Source organism: Rhodococcus aerolatus, assembly GCF_054783215.1.
Genome location: NZ_BAAGQZ010000052.1, coordinates 37,002 through 55,392, shown reverse-complemented (window position 1 = coordinate 55,392; position 18,391 = coordinate 37,002). Strand labels below are relative to the sequence as shown.

The following is an 18,391-nucleotide window of genomic DNA, read 5'->3' as shown; positions in this document are numbered from 1 at the left end:
GCGGCCTCGCCACCGTCGTGCTGCTGCTCGCCGGCGCGGGAGCCGCGTCGGCCGCGCCGGGGCCCGTACCGGCCCCGCAGGTGCGGTGCACCCCGGACGACCCCCGGCTCACCGAGCTCTCCGGGATGGTCGCCCGGGACGGGGACGTCCTGGCGGTCGGGGACGGCGGCGCGGCGCCGCAGGTGGTGCACCTCGACGCCGGGTGCGCCGCGACGGGGACGACCACGGCCGACGTCGACCCCTACGACGTGGAGGACCTCGCCGCCGGCCCGGACGGGACGCTGTGGCTCGCCGACACCGGCGACAACCGCCGCGCCCGCGACACGGTGGCCCTGCTCGTGCTGGACAGTGCGGCGGTGGGCGAGACCGGGGTCGTGCTGCACCGGCTCACCTACCCCGACGGGCCGCACGACGCGGAGGCCCTGCTCGTCGGCCGGGACGGGGTGCCGCTGGTGGTCACCAAGGAGATCGGTGGCGCCGCCGGGGTCTACGCCGCCACCGGTCCGCTCGCCACCCCCGGCCCGACCCCGCTGGCGCGCGTGGGCACCGTGACGCTCGGGCCCACGAGCACGCCGGGTGGGCCGCTCGGGTCGTTCGGCTCGGTGCTGGTCACCGGGGGCGCGGTCTCGCCGGACGGCACCGCGCTGGCGCTGCGCACCTACACCGACGCCTGGGTCTACGACGCGCCCGACGGCGACCTGCTGGCCGCGCTGGCCCGGACCCCGCTGCAGGTCCCCCTGCCGACGAGCCGCAGGGGGAGGCGGTCGCGCTGACCGCGGACGGCACCCTGCTCTCGGCGGGGGAGCAGGCCGGGGGGTCGGCCGAGCCCCCGGTGCGGGAGGTGCCCGGCGTGGTGGCCGCGCTGCGGGGCGGAGCTGCGGGTCCCGTGCCGTCCCCGCCGGCCTCGCCGTCCCCGGGCCCGGCCGCGGTGGTGCCGTCCCGCCCGGGCACAGCGGCGGCCTCGCCCGAGGGCGCCGCCGGCGGGGCGTCGAGCCGGGTCGTGGTCGGGGTGGCGGCCGCCGTGGTCCTCGCCGCGGCGGGGCTGGCGCTGGCGGTCCGCCGCTCCCGGCGGTAGCCCGCAGCGCCTTCCCGCCGCGGGCCTACAGCCGCCGCATCACGGTGACGACCTTGCCGAGGACGGTGGCCTCGTCGCCGTCGATCGGCTCGAACGCGGGGTTGTGCGGGAGCAGCCAGACGTGGCCGTCGCGGCGTCGGAACGTCTTCACGGTGGCCTCGCCGTCGATCATGGCCGCGACGACGTCGCCGTTGTCGGCCACCGGCTGCTGGCGCACCACGACCCAGTCGCCGTCGCAGATGGCGGCGTCGACCATCGACTCCCCGACCACGCGGAGCAGGAACAGCGAGCCGTCGCCGACCAGCTCGCGGGGCAGCGGGAAGACCTCCTCGACGGCCTGCTCGGCCAGGATCGGCCCGCCGGCGGCGATGCGGCCGAGGACGGGGACGAAGGTCGGGGTCGGCAGCTCGGGACCGGCCTGGGCGACTGCGGCGAGCTGGTCGGCGTCGCGGTCCTCGCGGGCGGCGGGGGCCTCGCCGGGCATGCGGACGTCGACGGCGCGGGGCCGGTTCGGGTCGCGCCGCAGGTAGCCCTTGCGCTCGAGCGCCTTGAGCTGGTGGGCGACCGAGGACGTGGAGGTGAGGCCGACGGCGTCGCCGATCTCGCGCACGCTCGGCGGGTAGCCGCGGTCCTCCACGGCCTCCCGGATCACCTCGAGCACGCGGCGCTGGCGGGGGGTGAGCCCGTCGGCGGCGGGGACGGCCTCGTCGGTGGTGCCCGTCGCCGGGCCCGCGGCCCGCCCGCCGGTCGAGCCCCGTCGCCCGCTCGTCTCGCCACTGCTCATCGTGGTCGTCCTCCCTCTCGTCTGCCGCCTCGCCCCGCCCGCGCCGGGCGTGCCTGCGGTGACGCCGACGGTATCGCCGCGGAGGTCACGGTTCAAACATGTGTTCGACCGACACGCCGGTTGCCGTCGAGATTGTCGGGGCGTCCTGGTAGACATCGCTCAGTTGTTCGATCGAACGGGTGTTCGAGGTCGGCGGGAGCCGGTCCGCGGCCCGTACCGGAGCAGGAGGTCCGCCATGAGCACCACCACCACCAGGCCCGTCGTCACCGGTCCCGCCCCCGCCGGGGCCCTCCCCGGCTCCGCCGCGCGCTCGGGCGGCGTCCCCCGCACCCCGGTGCGGCCGGCCCGGTCCCGGGACACCACGCGCCCGGGTGGCCGGCTCACCGCGTACGGCCCGGTCACCACCACCGCGCGCCCCGCCCGCCCGGCGGCCGCGCCGACGGCGGCCCAGGTGCGCACCCGGGTCGGCACCGCCCTGTCCGTCCTCGCCCTGCTGGCCGCCCTGGTCGTCGTCGGGGTCTCCCAGCTGCTCGCCCCGGGCACCCCGGGGGTGCCCACGTCGACGGCCGTGGTCCAGGTGCAGCCCGGTGACACCCTGAGCGCCATCGCGGGCCGCGCGGCGCCCGACGCCCCGCGCCAGGCGGTCGTCGACCGGATCGTCGAGCTCAACGGGCTCGGCTCCCCGGCGGTCCGCGCCGGGCAGACGATCACGGTGCCCGCGGCCGCCGCGGTGGTGCGCTGACGCGACACGCCGGGTGACGCCGCCGACACGCCTGAGGGCGTGCTCGTTCACGCGGGAGGGGCGTTCCTGCTTGCCCCACAGCTGGTGCCGGGATTACTCTCCACCACAACATCTAGTACTTACACGGATGTAGTTAGTCCACAGGTTGGGGTGGGTTGTCCACCGCCGGCCCCCAGGCTGTGCACCGGTCCGTCCACAGGGCCGGGGGTCGGGGAGCGGGCACGGCACCCGTCCCACCACGGTCCTCGACGCCACCGGCCGGGGGAGGGAGCAGCACCGTGCACTGCCCGTTCTGCCGCCACTCCGACTCCCGGGTGGTCGACTCCCGCGAGGCCGACGAGGGCCAGGCGATCCGCCGCCGGCGGTCCTGCCCGTCGTGCGGCAAGCGGTTCACCACCGTCGAGACCGCGGTGCTCTCGGTGGCCAAGCGCAGCGGGGTGACCGAGCCGTTCAGCCGGGAGAAGGTGGTCCGGGGCGTGCGGCGCGCGTGCCAGGGCCGTCCCGTCGACGACGACCAGCTCGACCAGCTCGCCCAGCAGGTCGAGGAGCAGGTGCGGGCCGCCGGGTCGGCCGAGGTCGGCAGCCAGGACGTCGGCCTGGCCATCCTCGGGCCGCTCCGCGAGCTCGACGAGGTCGCCTACCTCCGGTTCGCCTCGGTCTACCGCGCCTTCACCTCCGCGGAGGACTTCGAGAAGGAGATCCGGTCGCTGCGCGCGGCCGACCCCGCCCCACCGACCGCCTGAGCAGCACCGCCCGCACGCCCCAGCCAGCAGCACCACCAGCACCGAGCACCCAGCACCCAGCACCGAGAGAGGTCCTGCCCATGACCGAGACCGTCGGCCAGTCCACCAGCTCCGCGAGCCCGTCCTCGGACGGGCGCAAGCTCGGCCTGCGGATGGACCGCGTCTACACCACCGAGGGCGTCCACCCCTACGACGAGGTGACCTGGGCCCGCCGCGACGTGGTGATGACCAACTGGCGCGACGGCACCGTCAACTTCGAGCAGCGCGGTGTGGAGTTCCCCGAGAGCTGGTCGCTCAACGCCGTCAACATCGTCACCAGCAAGTACTTCCGCGGCGCCGCCGGCTCGGAGTCCCGGGAGCAGAGCCTGCGCCAGCTCATCGACCGGGTGGTCAGCACGTACACGGCCGCCGGCCTCGAGCACGGCTACTTCGCCTCCGAGACCGACGCGGAGATCTTCGACCACGAGCTCACCTGGATGCTGCTGCACCAGGTGTTCAGCTTCAACAGCCCCGTGTGGTTCAACGTGGGCACGAAGTCGCCGCAGCAGGTCAGCGCGTGCTTCATCCTCGCCGTCGACGACACGATGGACTCGATCCTGAACTGGTACCGCGAGGAGGGCCTGATCTTCAAGGGCGGCTCCGGTGCCGGGCTGAACCTCTCCCGCATCCGCTCGTCCAAGGAGCTGCTGTCCTCGGGCGGCACCGCCTCGGGCCCCGTCTCCTTCATGCGCGGCGCCGACGCGTCCGCCGGCACCATCAAGTCCGGTGGCGCCACCCGCCGCGCGGCCAAGATGGTCGTCCTCGACGTCGACCACCCCGACATCGTGGAGTTCGTGGAGACGAAGGCCAAGGAGGAGAACAAGATCCGCGTGCTCCGCGACGCGGGCTACGACATGGACCTCGGCGGGTCGGACATCACCAGCGTCCAGTACCAGAACGCCAACAACTCGGTCCGCGTCTCCGACGACTTCATGCGCGCCGTCGAGCAGGGCGGCGAGTTCGGCCTGCGCGGTCGCCAGGACAACGAGGTCATCGAGACCGTCGACGCGAAGTCGCTGTTCCACACCATCGCCCAGGCGGCGTGGGAGTGCGCGGACCCGGGCATCCAGTACGACGGCACCATCAACGACTGGCACACCTGCCCCGAGTCGGGCCGCATCTCCGCGTCCAACCCGTGCAGCGAGTACATGCACCTGGACAACTCCAGCTGCAACCTCGCCTCGCTGAACCTGATGTCGTTCCTGACCGCCGACGGCGGGTTCGACTCGGCCACCTTCGGCAAGGCCGTCGAGCTCATCATCACCGCGATGGACATCTCGATCTGCTTCGCGGACTTCCCGACCGAGCCCATCGGCGACACCACGCGGAAGTTCCGCCAGCTGGGCATCGGCTACGCCAACCTCGGCGCGCTGCTCATGGCCACCGGGCACGCCTACGACTCCGACGGCGGCCGGGCGCTGGCCGCGTCCATCACCTCGCTCATGACGGGCACCGCCTACAAGCGCTCCGCCGAGCTGGCCGGGGTCGTCGGGCCCTACGAGGGCTACGCCCGCAACGCCGACGCCCACAGCCGGGTCATGCGCAAGCACGCCGCGGCCAACGACCTCGTCCGCACCCTGCACGCCACCGACGGCTCCGTGCACAAGGCGGCCACCGCCGCCTGGCAGGAGGGCCTGAAGATCGGTGAGCGCAACGGCTGGCGCAACGCCCAGGCCTCCGTGCTCGCCCCCACCGGCACCATCGGCTTCATGATGGACTGCGACACCACCGGCATCGAGCCGGACTTCTCGCTGGTCAAGTTCAAGAAGCTCGTCGGTGGCGGGTCGATGCAGATCGTCAACCAGACGGTGCCGCGCGCGCTGACCTCGCTGGGCTACCAGGAGGAGCAGGTCGAGGCGATCGTCGAGCACATCGCGGCCAAGGGCCACGTCATCGACGCCCCCGGCCTCAAGCCGGAGCACTACGAGGTGTTCGACTGCGCCATGGGCGAGCGCGCCATCGCCCCCATGGGCCACGTCCGGATGATGGCCGCGGCCCAGCCGTTCCTGTCCGGGGCCATCTCCAAGACGGTGAACATGCCGGAGACGGCGACCGTGGCCGAGGTCGAGGACATCTACTTCCAGAGCTGGAAGCTCGGCATCAAGGCGCTGGCCATCTACCGCGACAACTGCAAGGTCGGCCAGCCCCTCTCGGCCGGCAGCTCGGGCTCCAAGTCCTCGGACAAGACCGCGGCCGTCGAGGTCGTCGCCGCGGGCCCGACGCGCAAGCGCCTGCCCAAGAAGCGCTCCGGGCAGACCGTCTCCTTCGCCGTCGGCGGTGCCGAGGGCTACGTGACGGCGGGGGAGTACCCCGACGCCGGGCTCGGCGAGATCTTCGTCAAGATGAGCAAGCAGGGCTCCACCCTCTCGGGGGTCATGGACGCCTTCTCCATGGCGATCTCCATCGCGCTGCAGTACGGCGTGCCGCTGGAGACCTACGTGTCGAAGTTCGTCAACATGCGCTTCGAGCCGTCGGGGATGACCGACGACCCGGACGTCCGCATCGCGAGCTCGGTGGTGGACTACCTGTTCCGCCGCCTGGCCCTGGACCACCTGCCCCGGGAGAAGCGCGCCGAGCTGGGCATCTTCTCCGCGGAGGAGCGCGCGGCGCAGGTCGCGGCGACGGACTACTCCGCCCCGGGCACCGCGCCCGCGGTCGCCGACGTCGAGGTCGACGTGGAGGCCCTGCGGTCCGGGGTCGACACCGGCACCGGTCCGGAGGCCGACGTCGCCGGGGTGCGGGTGCCCTCGTCGATCGGCAGCTCCACCGAGCTGCTGGCCGCCGTGCAGGGTCGCGCCATCGACGCCCCGCTGTGCATGACCTGCGGCACGGCCATGCGCCCGGCGGGCAGCTGCTACGTCTGCGAGGGCTGCGGCTCCACCTCGGGCTGCAGCTAGCACCCGGCGTCACGCGACCCCGGTCCTCCTCGAGGGCCGGGGTCGCGTGCTGCGCGGAGCCCCGCCGGGCGGCGCCCGGTCCGGCAGCAGGAGTGGTCTTGGTGACGACGGGCGCTGCCCGACCGGGGTGCGGCGGCGGACGGTCCCGCGGGACACCGCCGCGGCGAGGACAGTGGACGGGGGGCGCACCGTGCGCGCCCGGGGACGACGGAGGTGTGGTGGGCGCGTACGACGAGCTGGCGGCCGACGGGCGCGCCGGCGAGGAGACCCGGGCGCTGCTGCAGCGCGTGGTGTGGGACGTCGCCGGCCGCCGCGGGTTCGTGCCGCCCGCCCCGCACCTCGCGTGGACGTGGTGGCTGGCCGGTTACGTCGCCCGCCAGGAGCTCGAGGCGTTCCGCACCGGCTTCCTCATGGGCGCCTGGACCCGGGCCGAGGACGACGCGACGCTGACCCGGGTGCTGACCGACGAGCTCGAGCGCCAGCTCGAGGAGCGCGCCACCGGCTGGACCTACCCCGAGCTGCGGGAGCGGCTGACCGAGTCGGTGATGACCGCGGACCTGACTCTCGGCCACGACGAGGGTGACGAGCTGTTCCCCGTCCTGTGGTGGGTGCCCGGGGCGGCGAGCACCACGTGGCGCGCGGACCCCGACGCCCTGGACCGCGTCGCCGCCGTGCTCGAGGGCGTCCCGGTGGAGCGCCGCACCTCGGGCGACCGCGCCGTCCTCGCCACCCAGGACGTGCTGTTCCGCCTCGGGGTCGCCGTCCTCACCGCGGTCGGGGAACGGGTCCGGCTCGACGACCTCGCCCACCTCGTGCACCAGCGGGTGTCGGCCCGTCCGCCGCGGGAGGCGAAGCCGGTGCTGACCGACCGGTTCGCCGACGGTGCGAGCGGGCCGCAGGAGGACGGGCCCGAGCTCGGCGTGCTCGTCCTCGACACGGCCGAGCAGCTGTGGCGCGGCCTCACCCCGCTGGAGCGGACGCTGGTGCCGCACCTCGGGCAGCCGTCGTGGGAGCTCGCGGCCGCGACCGGGGAGGACGAGGACGAGGTCGAGGCCGTCGCGCTGGGGCTGGTGGAGCGGCTGCGCGAGGCGGGCCGCGACGACGAGCACGCCGCGGACGTCCTGGTCGCCCTGCGCGTGCTCTGCACCCAGCGCCCCTGAGCAGCACCACCCCGCAGCGCAACTGGAGTGCCAGTGGTCGTCACCCGGGCGAGATGACGACCACTGGCACTGCAACGACAACCAGCGGGCTCGATGCTCCCGGCGGGGCCTCGGGAGTGCATCGAGCCCGCGGGATGTACCCGAGGGGGCCCGGGCCGCGGTCAGTGCGCGGCGAAGTACGCCTCGGCGCGCTGCTGGGTGCGGGCGCGGTCCTCGTCGGTCATGTCCGCGTAGCGCTTCGCCTGGCCGAGGAGCTCGCGCAGCTCGGGCACGGTCGCGCCGACGACGTAGGCGGGCGTGTCGCGCTGGAAGCGCCACCCCTCGGCCAGCGGCCCGGCGTCGACCACGTCGAACCCGATCTCGGCCACCAGCTCCTGCACCACGACCTTGGCGTTGTCGTCGTCGCCGGCCATGGGCAGCGCCCGGCGGTCCGGGGACTCCGGCGGGCGGCCCTGCGCCCCGAGGTGGCCGAAGTAGATCGCGTTGAACATCTTGACCACGTGCGACTCCGGCAGGTGCGCCTGCAGCAGCTCCGAGGTGGTCGTGGACTCGTCGTCCAGCTCGGGGATCTGCCCGTCGCGCTCCGGGTAGTAGTTGTTCGTGTCGATGACGACCTTGCCGCGCAGCGGCTCGACGGGCACGTCCCGGTAGTTCTTCAACGGGATCGTCACCACGACCACCTCGCCGGCCTCGGCCGCCTCCTCGGCGGTCGCGGCCCGGGCCCGGTCCCCGAGGTCGAGCACCAGCTCGCTGAGCGTCTCCGGACCGCGCGAGTTGCTCATCACCACGTCGTGGCCCTCGGCGAGGAACACCCGCGCGAGGGTCGAGCCGATGTTGCCGCTTCCGAGGAACCCGATCGTCGTCATGACCAGCGGAACCGCGGGGGCGGCGGGGCTGTTCCCGGACCGGGACCGATCGGGCAGCGCGGGTGGTCGCCACGACGACGGACGCGGCCCGATCGCGGGCGAGCCCCCGGGGTCAGGCCGTCACGGCGTGCAGCACCAGGTCGGCCAGCTCGTCGTACGCGGCGGCGTCGTCCAGCCCGGTGGCGGCGGCGACCTGCCGCTGCTGGATGCGCACCATCGTCGCGGCGACCACGTCGGCCACGAACGCTGCGTGCACCGCCCGGAACTCGCCCGCCGCCACCCCGTCGTCGACCAGCTGGCGCACCCGGGCCGCGGCCGCGGTGGTGTTGCGCTCGTAGACCTCCCGGGCCGGCGCGAAGGACGCCAGGTCGGCCACGAAGGCGGGCGAGGCCGGGCGCAGCGCGGTGGCGACCGCCCGCAGGTAGGCGGCCACCCGCTCGCGGTGCGTCCCGGCCCCCGGCCCCGAGACCTCGAGCACGGCCGCCTCCACCGCCGCGGTCGAGGCGGCGAAGAACGCCACCACCGCCTCGCGCACCAGCTGCTCGCGGCTGCGGGCCACCGCGTACAGCGTGGACTTCGAGCACCGCAGCCGGGCCGCGACGTCGTCGAGGGTGAGGTCGGCGAACCCCTCGGCCAGCACCAGGGCCACCAGCTCATCGAGCAGCTGGGTCTGCCGGGCCGTCCGCCGAGCCACCGCGACCGTCATGCGTGGGACCGTGCCATGCGTGAGACAGTACGGAGGTACCGCCGCCCGTACACCTCGCTCGTCCCGCACCGCCCGGAGGTCCCGTGCCCGTCGACCGCATGCTCCCCAGCCAGGAGGCGCACGACCTCCTCGAGCTCACCCGCGACCTGGCGGACAAGGAGCTCGCCACCCGGGTGGCCTCCCACGAGCGCGACGAGACGTTCCCCGAGGGTCTGTTCGGCCTCCTCGGCGAGGCGGGGCTGCTCGGGCTGCCCTACGCGGAGGAGCAGGGCGGGGGCGGTCAGCCCTACGAGGTGTACCTGCAGGTCCTCGAGGAGCTCGGCGCCCGGTGGGCCGCGGTCGCCGTGGCCACCAGCGTGCACGGGCTGAGCTGCTTCCCGCTGGCCACCTACGGCACCCCCGCGCAGCAGCAGCGGTGGCTGCCGGAGATGCTCGGCGGCACCCTGCTCGGCGCCTACTCGCTCTCCGAGCCGCAGGCCGGGTCCGACGCCGCCGCGCTGCAGTGCAAGGCCGTCGCCGTCGACGGCGGGTACCGGGTCTCGGGGACGAAGGCGTGGATCACCAACGGCGGCACCGCCGACTTCTACACGACGTTCCTGCGCACGGGGGAGGGGAGCAAGGGCGTCACCTGCTTCCTCGTCCCGCGCGACCTCGACGGCCTGAGCTTCGACCGGCCGGAGGAGAAGATGGGGCTGCGCGCGATCCCCACGGCCAGCGCGCAGTACGACGACGCCGTGCTCGAGGCGGGCCGCCGCATCGGCGACGAGGGCCAGGGATTGCCCATCGCGTTCGCCGCGCTGGACTCCGGCCGGCTCGGGATCGCCGCCGTGGCCGTGGGTCTCGCACAGGGGGCGCTGGAGCACGCCGTCGCCTACGCCAGGGAGCGGACCACGTTCGGCCGCCGGATCATCGACCACCAGGGCCTGGGGTTCCTGCTCGCCGACATGGCCGCCGCCGTCGACTCCGCCCGCGCCACCTACCTCGACGCCGCCCGTCGCCGCGACGCCGGGCTGCCCTACTCCCGGCAGGCCAGCGTGGCCAAGCTCGTCGCCACCGACGCTGCCATGAAGGTCACCACCGACGGGGTGCAGGTGCTCGGCGGCTACGGCTACACCCGGGACTTCCCGCTGGAGCGCTTCATGCGGGAGGCCAAGATCATGCAGATCTTCGAGGGCACCAACCAGATCCAGCGGCTCGTCATCGCCCGCCAGCTCGCGGGCGCCTAGGGTCGTCGCGGTCGACGGGGGAGGGGCCACGATGGCGGTGCAGTCGGTCGAGCTGCTGCTCGACGACGGGTCCGACGCGGCCGTCCGCGCGCAGTGGACGGCGCTCGCCGACGCCGGCCTGCCCAGCCAGGCCCGCCACACCGGGGAGTCCAACCGGCCGCACGTCACCCTGGCCGTCGCCGAGGCGCTGACGGCCGAGCAGGACGAGGCGCTGGTACCGGTCGCCGACGACGTCCCGCTCCCGCTCACCCTGGGCGGCCTGCTGGTCCTCGGGGGCCGCCGCGGTGTGCTCGCCCGGCTGGTCGTGCCGAGCGCCGCCCTGCTCGCGCTGCAGGCCCGCGTGGCCGCCACGGTGGGTGACGCCGTCGCCCACACCGGCCCGGGGGCGTGGACGCCGCACGTCACGCTGGCCCACCGCCTCACCGACGACGAGCTCGACCGCGCGCTGCGGGTGCTGCGCCCCGTCCAGGAGGTCACCGGCCGGGCCGTGGCGGTGCGCCGCTGGGACGGCGAGGCCAAGCGGGAGTGGCGCCTGGGCTGACGAGGCGCCTGGTGGCCTAGTTCTGCCGCGCCGCCCCGGGGCCGACCGGGGAGCTGTCGAACGGGGGCGGGTCGGCCCGGTCGAACAGCGCCGGCGGGATCGTGCAGCTCGCACCCGGCTCCGGGGTGGTCGACGGGTTCTGCCGCAGCGCGGTGACGAACTGGTCGATCCGGGGGTCGGTGGCCGAGTCCAGCTGCAGCTGGCGGCCCCACGACTGCACCGACACCGTGCTCGGCTGGCCCGGGTACGGGGAGGCGAGCAGGTACGGCCGGCCGGTGACCCGCTCGGTGAGGGCCCGCACCGTCGCGGCGTCGGCCGTCGCCGGGTCCCACGTCAGCCACACCGCACCGTGCTCCAGGGAGTGCACCGCGTTCTCGGTGCGCAGCCCGTCGGGGTAGACCACCCCGGTGCAGTCGGCCCACACCTGGTCGTGCGCACCGCCGTCGGGCGGGCTCTGCCGGTAGTCGACGCGCTGCGTGGCGGTGACGTGGGTGGAGACGTGCTTGGTCACCACGACCCCGGGGATGCGGGTCGACGGGTCCGGGTCGTCGGGGCCGGGCACGAAGGCGCTCGTGTCCACCGGGGTGGCCTCGGGCGGGGCCGGTGCGGCGCAGGCCGTGGCCACCACGGCCGCGACGCCGAGCAGGACGACCCGGGCGGGCGTCCGGCTCACCGGGGCGGGGCCGCCGGCCCGTCGTTCGTGGCCGCGGCGCGGGCGTGCAACCGCTCGCGCACCTCGTCGGCGCTGTAGGAGCGGCGGGCGCGCTCGCTGCGCGCCACCGCGGCCCCGGAGGCGGCGACGCCCGCGACACCGGCCAGACCGAGCACCTTCCACCACCGCACGTGCCTAGGGTAGCGACCATGCCGCGCCCCGGGGTCGACCTCGCCGCCGCGGTCGAGCTGACCCGCACCGGCGACGTGTGGTTGTTCCGCGGCCGCTCCGGGCCCGACCGTGCCATCCAGACGCTGACGAACTCCCCGGTCAACCACGTCGGGATGTCCGTGGTGCTGGACGACCTGCCCCCGCTGATGTGGCACGCCGAGCTCGGTGCCTCGCTGCCCGACGCGTGGACCGGCAACCACCAGCGCGGGGTGCAGCTGCACGACCTGCACGACGCCGTCACCACCTGGGCGCAGCGCTACGGCCAGCAGGCCTGGCTGCGCCAGCTCGACCCCCCGGTGGGCCGCGAGGCCGAGGACGCGGTGATGCGGACCATCGCCCGGCTTGACGGCACCGCGTTCCCCTCGTCGGCCAAGCTCGCCGGGCGTTGGTTCGCCGGGCGGGTCCCCGGGGTGCTCCCGGGGCGCCGGCGCGCCGGGAACGGGGTCGAGAGCGCGTACTGCGCCGAGGTCCTCGCCATCACCTACGAGGCGATGGGGCTGCTCGAGACCGGCCGCAAGGTGAACTGGTACGACCCGGGCCGCTTCTGGTCCGGCGACGGCCTCGAGCTGCTCGGCGCCACCCTCGGCCCCGAGATCACCGTCGACACCGGACCGCCCCGCCGGCCCGGACCCGCCCCCGACGCGCGACCGCTGGTCCGCGCCGCGGAGGCGCTCACCCGCGGCCTGCCGCCCCGCCTGCTGCCGCGCGCCCTGCGGCCCGCCCACCCGACGCAGCCCCAGGAGGGCCGATGACCGCGACCGCCGATGCCCCGCAGCCGTTCTGGACCCCCGGCCCCGACGCCGCGGACAGCCCGCTGGCCCGCTTCGCCCGCGTCGCCTCCGAGCGGACCGGCCGCGACCTCACCGCCTACGCCGACCTGCACGCGTGGTCGGTGACAGACCTCGACGGGTTCTGGGCCCTCGTGTGGGAGCAGCTGGGCATGCCCGGAGAGCCGGGCGTCGTCCTCGCCGAGGACCGCATGCCGGGCGCGCGGTGGTTCCCCGAGGTCGAGCTCAGCTACGCCGAGCGGGCGCTGGCCGGGGACGGTGATGCAGTCGTCGTCACCGAGGTCGGCGAGACCGGGGAGCCGGTGCGCACCACCCGGGCGCAGCTGCGCGCGGAGGTGGCCGCGGTGGCCGCCGCGCTGCGGGGGCTGGGCGTGGGCCGGGGCGACCGCGTCGTCGGCTACCTGCCCACCACCCGCGTCCCGCTGGTCGCCTTCCTGGCCACCGCCTCGCTCGGGGCGGTGTGGTCGGCGTGCGGGCAGGACTACGGGCCCGCGGCCGCGTCCGACCGCTTCGCCCAGCTCGGGCCGGTCGTGCTGGTCGCGGCCGACGGCTACGACTTCGGCGGCCGCCGCCACGACCGGCGCGAGGCCGTCGCCGACCTCGCCGGGCGGCTGCCCGGGCTGCGCGCCGTCGTCCACGTCGACCACCTGGGTCTCGGCGAGCCCGCCGCGCTGCCCGACGGGGTCACCGCGCTGCGGTGGTCCGACGGGCTGGGCACCCCGGGTGAGCCGGCCCACGAGCAGGTCCCGTTCGACCACCCGCTGTGGGTGCTCTATTCCTCGGGGACCACCGGCAAGCCCAAGGGCATCGTGCACGGCCACGGCGGCATCGTGCTCACCCACCTCAAGGACCTGGCCCTGCAGCTCGGCCTCGGCCCCGGGCAGACGCTGTTCTGGTACACCACGCCGAACTGGATGATGTGGAACCTGACCGTGGGCGGGCTGCTGACCGGCGCCGGCATCGTGTTCTACGACGGCAACCCCGTGCACCCCAGCCCGGACCGGTTGTGGCAGGTGGTGTCCGACGCCGGGGTGACCGTGTTCGGCACAAGCCCCGGGTTCCTGCTCGCCTCGGAGAAGGCCGGCCTGCACCCCGGGGCCGAGCACGACCTCGCCGCCCTGCACACCATCGGGGTGACGGGCTCGACCCTGCACACCCAGGCGTGGGGGTGGGTGCGCGACGAGGTCGACCCGCGGGTTCAGCTGGTGTCGACCTCGGGCGGCACCGACGTGGCCGCCGCCTTCGTCGGGGGAGCGCCCACGGTGCCGGTGTGGGAAGGCGAGATCTCGTGTGCCTCCCTCGGTGTCGCGCTCGACGCCTACTCCCCGGCGGGCGAGCCGGTGCGCGACGAGGTCGGCGAGCTCGTGGTCACCCGGCCCATGCCGTCGATGCCCGTCCACTTCTGGGACGACCCGGACGGGGCCAAGCAGCACGCCGCCTACTTCGACACCTTCCCCGGGGTGTGGCGCCACGGTGACTGGATCACCCTGACCGGCCGCGGCACGGTCGTCGTGCACGGCCGGTCGGACTCGACGCTGAACCGGCAGGGGGTGCGGCTGGGCAGCGCGGACATCTACGAGGTGGTGGAGGCGTTCGACGAGGTGCGCGAGGCGCTCGTCATCGGCGCGGAGATGCCCGACGGCTCGTACTGGATGCCGCTGTTCCTGGTCCTGGCCGACGGCGCCGTGCTCGACGACGACCTGCGCGACCGGCTCCGGGTCGCGCTGCGCCGCGACGCCTCCCCGCGCCACGTGCCCGACGAGATCACCGAGGTGCCGGCGCTGCCGCACACCCGCACCGGCAAGAAGGTGGAGGTGCCGGTGAAGCGGGTGCTGCAGGGGGCGGACCCGGAGACGGCCCTGAGCCTGGGCGCGCTGGACGACCCGACGCTGGTCGAGCAGTTCGTCCGCCTCGGCGCCGAGCACCGCGCGCGCTAGCGACGGCCCGGGTCAGCGCAGCGCGGCCAGCGCGGTGCGGATGCGCTTGGGGGAGACGGGCACCGCGGTCCGCAGCGTCTGGGCGAAGAGGCTGACCCGCAGCTCCTGCAGCTGCCACCAGATCGCGTCGACCTCGGCGGACGCGCGCCGGTCCACGGGCAGCGCGTCCACCGCGTGGTCGAACTCCTCGGCCAGCTCGGCCAGCACCGCCCGGCCCTGGGTGTCGCGGGCCGCGCTGGCGGGCAGCGCCTCCACCCGGCGCAGCGCGGCCTGCAGGTAGCGCGCCACGTCCGGCAGCCGGGCCACGCCGACGTCGGTGACGAACCCGGCGGGGACCAGCTCGGCCAGCTGCGCCGTCACGTCCGCGGCCACCGCCTCGCCCACCGGGCCCGACACCCCGGTCAGGGCCAGGCGCACCCGGGAGGCCTCCGCCAGCACCGGCCGGGCCGCGTCCAGCGCCGCCCGGGCGCGGGCCGGCAGCACGGCGCGCACCCCGGTGAGCAGCTCCCGGAACTCGTCCCGGGTCCACACCGGACCCCCGGCCTCGGCGAGCAGCGCGTCGACGGCGGCCCCGGTGCAGTCGGTGACCAGGGCGGGCAGCCCGCCGTGCGGGTTCTGGCTCAGCGCCAGCTTGGCCGCGTTGCCCAGCCCGGCCAGGACCTTCGAGCCGGGCACCCCCGCTCCGAGGAGCAGCAGCCGCCGGGTGCCCGCCGCCATCGCCGCCGCCTGCTCGGCCGGGCTGGCCAGCACCCGCACGTCGACCGCCGCCCCGGTGTCGACCAGCGCGGGGTAGCCGACCACCCGTCGGCCCCCGGCCTCGTGGGACACGGTGCGCGGCACCTCGGCCAGGTCGTCCGGCCACGCGGTGAGCCCGGTGCGCTCCACCCCGCCCACCGCGCCCGCCACGGCCTCGCGGACGTCGCTGCGCAGCTGCTCCTGCAGGGCGGTGAGGTCCTCGCCCTCCCCGACGACCCGGCCGTGGGCGTCGAGCACGCGGACGTGCATGCGCAGGTGGGCGGGCACGGCGGTGAGGTCGAAGTCCGACGGGTCGATGCCGGAGCCGCCGAGCTCCTTGAGGGCGGTGGCCAGGGCGACGGGCACCGGGGCGGAGCGCGGCGTGACCCGGGCCAGCGCGGCCCGGGCGAAGTCGGGCGCCGGGACCACGGTGCGACGCAGGCCCTTCGGCAGCGACCGGACCAGCGCGGTGAACAGCTCCTCGCGCAGGCCGGGGACCAGCCAGTCGAAGCCGGTGTCGCGCACCTGGTTCAGCAGGTCCACCGGCACGTCCACGCTGATCCCGTCGTGCGGGCTGGCGGGGTCGAAGGCGTAGTGCAGGTCCAGGCGCAGCTCGCCCTGCGCCCAGGCGGTGGGGAAGTCGCCCTCGGCGACGGCCGCGGCGGCGGGGTTGGTGACGACCTCGGGGGTGAACGTCAGCAGGTCGGGGTCGCTGCGGGAGGCCTTCTTCCACCAGGAGTCGAAGTGCCGCGCGCTGACCACCTCGGCGGGCACCCGGGCGTCGTAGAAGGCGTGCAGGGTGTCGTCGTCGACCAGGATGTCGCGCCGCCGCGCCCGGGTCTCCAGCTCGCCCACGTCGTCGAGCAGCGCGCGGTTGGCGTGGAAGAAGCGGTGGCGGGTGCGCCAGTCGCCCTGCACCAGGGCGTGGCGCAGGAACAGGTCCCGCGAGGTGACGGGGTCGACGCGGTGCAGTGGGACCAACCGGTCGGTGACGAGCGGCACCCCGAACAGGGTCACCTTCTCCGTCGCCATCGCCGCACCCCGCTTGATCGACCAGTGCGGCTCGGAGTGGCTGCGCCGCACCAGGTGCGGGGCGGCCTCCTCGGCCCAGAGCGGGTCGATGCGCGCCACGGTGCGGCCCCACAGCCGGGAGGTCTCCACCAGCTCGCCGACCATGGCGAAGCGGGGCTGCTTGCGGGCCAGCGACGAGCCGGGGAACACCGCGAAGTGGGCGCCGCGGGCCCCGAGGTACTCCCGGGTCTCGCCCTCGCGGAGCCCGACGTGGCTGAGCAGCCCGGCGAGCAGGGCCTTGTGCACGGTGTCCGGGGCGGCGGTGGCCGCGGCGCCGTCGGGACCGCCCCCGGAGCGGGTGTCCCACCCGAGGCCGGCGCAGATCTGGCGGAGCTGGCCGTGCAGGTCCTGCCACTCCCGGATGCGCAGCCAGTGCAGGAAGTCGGCCTTGCACTGCCGTCGGAACTGGTTCGAGCTCAGCTCGTCGCGCTGGGCGCGCAGGTGCCGCCACAGGTTGAGGTACGCGAGGAAGTCGGAGGTGGGGTCGGTGAAGCGGGCGTGCCGGGCGTCGGCCGCGGCCCGGTGCTCCTCGGGCCGCTCCCGGACGTCCTGGATGGACATCGCCGAGACGATGACGAGCACCTCGCGCAGGCACCCGGTGGCGTTGGCGGCCAGCAGCATCCGGGCCATCCGGGGGTCCACCGGCAGCGCGGCGAGCTCCCGGCCGATCGCGGTCAGCGCCACCGCGCCGGGCTCGGACCCGCCCTCGCCACCGGTCTCCAGCGCCCCGAGCTCGGTCAGCAGGGCCACGCCGTCGCGGACCGCGCGCGGGTCGGGCGGGTCGACGAACGGGAAGTCGGCCACCGCGCCGAGGCGCAGCGACGCCATCTGCAGGATCACCGAGGCCAGGTTGGTGCGCAGGATCTCCGGGTCGGTGAACTCCGGCCGGGCGTCGAAGTCGTCCTCGGCGTAGAGCCGGATGCAGATGCCGTCGGCCACGCGCCCGCACCGGCCGGCCCGCTGCCGGGCGGAGGCCTGGCTGACGGGCTCGATGGGCAGCCGCTGCACCTTGGTGCGCAGGCTGTACCGGGAGATCCGCGCCGTGCCCGGGTCGACCACGTAGCGGATCCCCGGCACGGTCAGCGACGTCTCGGCGACGTTCGTGGCCAGCACCACCCGGCGGCGGACCCCGGCGGGCGGGCGCTCGAACACGCGGTGCTGCTCGGCGGCGGAGAGCCGGGCGTAGAGCGGCAGCACCTCGGTGGCGGGGAAGCCCCGCTCCCGCAGCGCGTCCGCGGTGTCGCGGATCTCGCGCTCCCCGGAGAGGAACACCAGGACGTCTCCGTCGCCCGCCGCGAACAGCTCGGCCACGGCGTCGCCCACCGCCTCGACGGGGTCGCGGTCGACGAGCTCGTCGCCGCGCAGCTCGGTCAGCGGCCGGTAGCGGACCTCGACGGGGAACGTGCGGCCCGACACCTCGACCACCGGCACCGGCGCCCCCGGGCGGGAGAAGTGGGCGGCGAAGCGCTGCGGGTCGATCGTGGCCGAGGTGATGACGACCTTGAGGTCGGGCCGGCGCGGCAGCAGGGTCGCGAGGTAGCCGAGCAGGAAGTCGATGTTCAGGCTGCGCTCGTGGGCCTCGTCGATGATGAGGGTGTCGTAGCGCCACAGCATGGGGTCGCGCTGGATCTCGGCGAGCAGGATGCCGTCGGTCATCAGCTTGACCAGGGTGTCGTCGGAGACCTGGTCGGTGAACCGCACGGCGTAGCCGACGGCCCCGCCGAGGTCGACCTCGAGCTCCTCGGCGATGCGCTCGGCCACGGTGCGGGCGGCGATGCGCCGCGGCTGGGTGTGCCCGATGGTGCCGCGGACCCCGCGGCCGAGCTCGAGGCAGATCTTGGGCAGCTGCGTGGTCTTGCCCGAGCCCGTCTCGCCCGCGACGACGACGACCTGGTGCTCGGCGATGGCGGCGGCGATGTCCTCGCGCCGGGCGACGACGGGCAGCTGCTCGGGGTAGCGCAGCTCGGGCACGACACCGCGGCGGTGCGCCACCCGGGCCTGCGCGGTGGCGACGTCGGCGGCCAGCCGGTCCAGGTCGGGGGCCGAGCCGGCGCGGCTGCCCCGGCCCCGACCCCTGCGGCGACCGCCCTCGAGGCGGCGGCGCAGCCGGTGCGCATCGAGCAGGGAGACCTCGTCGAGCCGGGCCAGCAGGTCCGCGCGGGTCGTCGGGCGGGGCTCGGAGCTGGTCGTCATGTCGG

16 protein-coding genes are annotated in these 18,391 nt (G+C 75.2%); 10 read left to right on the top strand and 6 right to left on the bottom strand.

Going from position 1 to position 18,391, the window contains the following annotated elements:
* The first annotated feature begins 17 nt into the window (after positions 1-17).
* Positions 18-773, top strand: coding sequence for a hypothetical protein (locus ACYVOF_RS19180; protein WP_460869357.1), 756 nt, complete (start codon positions 18-20; stop codon positions 771-773).
* A gap of 113 nt (positions 774-886) precedes the next feature.
* Positions 887-1,075, top strand: a complete 189-nt coding sequence (locus ACYVOF_RS19175; RefSeq protein ID WP_460869355.1) for a hypothetical protein — start codon at positions 887-889, stop codon at positions 1,073-1,075.
* A 25-nt stretch (positions 1,076-1,100) separates the two neighbouring features.
* Here the strand turns inward: ACYVOF_RS19175 and lexA are convergent, their stop codons facing one another.
* Entirely contained in the window at positions 1,101-1,859 is a 759-nt protein-coding gene (gene lexA, locus ACYVOF_RS19170) for a transcriptional repressor LexA (protein WP_460869352.1), read from the bottom strand.
* A 235-nt stretch (positions 1,860-2,094) separates the two neighbouring features.
* On the opposite strand from lexA, the gene ACYVOF_RS19165 reads away from it, so the two are divergent.
* From ACYVOF_RS19165 to ACYVOF_RS19150, 4 genes are all read left to right on the top strand, one after another.
* A complete protein-coding gene (locus ACYVOF_RS19165) occupies positions 2,095-2,601 on the top strand; it encodes a LysM peptidoglycan-binding domain-containing protein (protein WP_460869350.1) in 507 nt (168 codons plus the stop codon).
* A 278-nt stretch (positions 2,602-2,879) separates the two neighbouring features.
* The gene (nrdR, locus tag ACYVOF_RS19160) at positions 2,880-3,344 is read left to right on the top strand and encodes a transcriptional regulator NrdR (RefSeq protein WP_460869348.1); all 465 of its coding nucleotides are present in this window, start codon (positions 2,880-2,882) and stop codon (positions 3,342-3,344) included.
* Between the two features lie 80 nt (positions 3,345-3,424).
* Entirely contained in the window at positions 3,425-6,280 is a 2,856-nt protein-coding gene (locus tag ACYVOF_RS19155; RefSeq protein ID WP_460869346.1) for a vitamin B12-dependent ribonucleotide reductase, read from the top strand.
* A 218-nt stretch (positions 6,281-6,498) separates the two neighbouring features.
* Complete coding sequence (locus ACYVOF_RS19150; RefSeq protein ID WP_460869343.1) at positions 6,499-7,440, top strand: hypothetical protein; 942 nt, start codon at positions 6,499-6,501, stop codon at positions 7,438-7,440.
* A 161-nt stretch (positions 7,441-7,601) separates the two neighbouring features.
* Here ACYVOF_RS19150 and ACYVOF_RS19145 read toward each other — a convergent pair whose 3' ends face one another.
* Positions 7,602-8,306 carry an NAD(P)-binding domain-containing protein gene (locus ACYVOF_RS19145; protein WP_460869341.1) on the bottom strand — a complete coding sequence of 235 codons (705 nt, stop codon included), beginning with the start codon at positions 8,304-8,306 and terminating at the stop codon, positions 7,602-7,604.
* 112 nt (positions 8,307-8,418) lie between these two features.
* Positions 8,419-9,012 carry a TetR/AcrR family transcriptional regulator gene (locus ACYVOF_RS19140; RefSeq protein WP_460869339.1) on the bottom strand — a complete coding sequence of 198 codons (594 nt, stop codon included), beginning with the start codon at positions 9,010-9,012 and terminating at the stop codon, positions 8,419-8,421.
* 83 nt (positions 9,013-9,095) lie between these two features.
* Here ACYVOF_RS19140 and ACYVOF_RS19135 point away from each other — a divergent pair, with 83 nt between their 5' ends.
* Positions 9,096-10,238: an acyl-CoA dehydrogenase family protein gene (locus ACYVOF_RS19135; RefSeq protein WP_460869337.1), complete on the top strand. Its 1,143-nt coding sequence runs from the start codon at positions 9,096-9,098 to the stop codon at positions 10,236-10,238.
* Between the two features lie 31 nt (positions 10,239-10,269).
* Complete coding sequence (locus tag ACYVOF_RS19130; RefSeq protein WP_460869334.1) at positions 10,270-10,779, top strand: 2'-5' RNA ligase family protein; 510 nt, start codon at positions 10,270-10,272, stop codon at positions 10,777-10,779.
* 16 nt (positions 10,780-10,795) lie between these two features.
* Here the strand turns inward: ACYVOF_RS19130 and ACYVOF_RS19125 are convergent, their stop codons facing one another.
* Both ACYVOF_RS19125 and ACYVOF_RS19120 read right to left on the bottom strand, forming a co-directional pair.
* A complete protein-coding gene (locus ACYVOF_RS19125) occupies positions 10,796-11,452 on the bottom strand; it encodes a DUF3105 domain-containing protein (protein WP_460869332.1) in 657 nt (218 codons plus the stop codon).
* Positions 11,449-11,622, bottom strand: a complete 174-nt coding sequence (locus tag ACYVOF_RS19120; protein ID WP_460869330.1) for a hypothetical protein — start codon at positions 11,620-11,622, stop codon at positions 11,449-11,451. The genes ACYVOF_RS19125 and ACYVOF_RS19120 overlap by 4 nt, the downstream gene beginning before the upstream one ends.
* Positions 11,623-11,640: 18 nt before the next feature.
* Here ACYVOF_RS19120 and ACYVOF_RS19115 point away from each other — a divergent pair, with 18 nt between their 5' ends.
* Positions 11,641-12,414, top strand: coding sequence for a hypothetical protein (locus ACYVOF_RS19115; protein ID WP_460869328.1), 774 nt, complete (start codon positions 11,641-11,643; stop codon positions 12,412-12,414).
* Entirely contained in the window at positions 12,411-14,387 is a 1,977-nt protein-coding gene (locus tag ACYVOF_RS19110; protein ID WP_460869326.1) for an acetoacetate--CoA ligase, read from the top strand. The genes ACYVOF_RS19115 and ACYVOF_RS19110 overlap by 4 nt, the downstream gene beginning before the upstream one ends.
* Positions 14,388-14,399: 12 nt before the next feature.
* Here the strand turns inward: ACYVOF_RS19110 and hrpA are convergent, their stop codons facing one another.
* Positions 14,400-18,386: an ATP-dependent RNA helicase HrpA gene (hrpA, locus tag ACYVOF_RS19105; RefSeq protein ID WP_460869324.1), complete on the bottom strand. Its 3,987-nt coding sequence runs from the start codon at positions 18,384-18,386 to the stop codon at positions 14,400-14,402.
* Between the last annotated feature and the right edge of the window lie 5 nt (positions 18,387-18,391).

Coding starts and splice junctions, on each gene's coding strand:
- lexA (WP_460869352.1), bottom strand. CDS start 1,859: ATGAGCAGTGGCGAGACGAGCGGGCGACGGGGCTCGACCGGCGGGCGG.
- ACYVOF_RS19165 (WP_460869350.1), top strand. CDS start 2,095: ATGAGCACCACCACCACCAGGCCCGTCGTCACCGGTCCCGCCCCCGCC.
- ACYVOF_RS19155 (WP_460869346.1), top strand. CDS start 3,425: ATGACCGAGACCGTCGGCCAGTCCACCAGCTCCGCGAGCCCGTCCTCG.
- ACYVOF_RS19145 (WP_460869341.1), bottom strand. CDS start 8,306: ATGACGACGATCGGGTTCCTCGGAAGCGGCAACATCGGCTCGACCCTC.
- ACYVOF_RS19140 (WP_460869339.1), bottom strand. CDS start 9,012: ATGACGGTCGCGGTGGCTCGGCGGACGGCCCGGCAGACCCAGCTGCTC.
- ACYVOF_RS19130 (WP_460869334.1), top strand. CDS start 10,270: ATGGCGGTGCAGTCGGTCGAGCTGCTGCTCGACGACGGGTCCGACGCG.
- ACYVOF_RS19115 (WP_460869328.1), top strand. CDS start 11,641: ATGCCGCGCCCCGGGGTCGACCTCGCCGCCGCGGTCGAGCTGACCCGC.
- ACYVOF_RS19110 (WP_460869326.1), top strand. CDS start 12,411: ATGACCGCGACCGCCGATGCCCCGCAGCCGTTCTGGACCCCCGGCCCC.
- hrpA (WP_460869324.1), bottom strand. CDS start 18,386: ATGACGACCAGCTCCGAGCCCCGCCCGACGACCCGCGCGGACCTGCTG.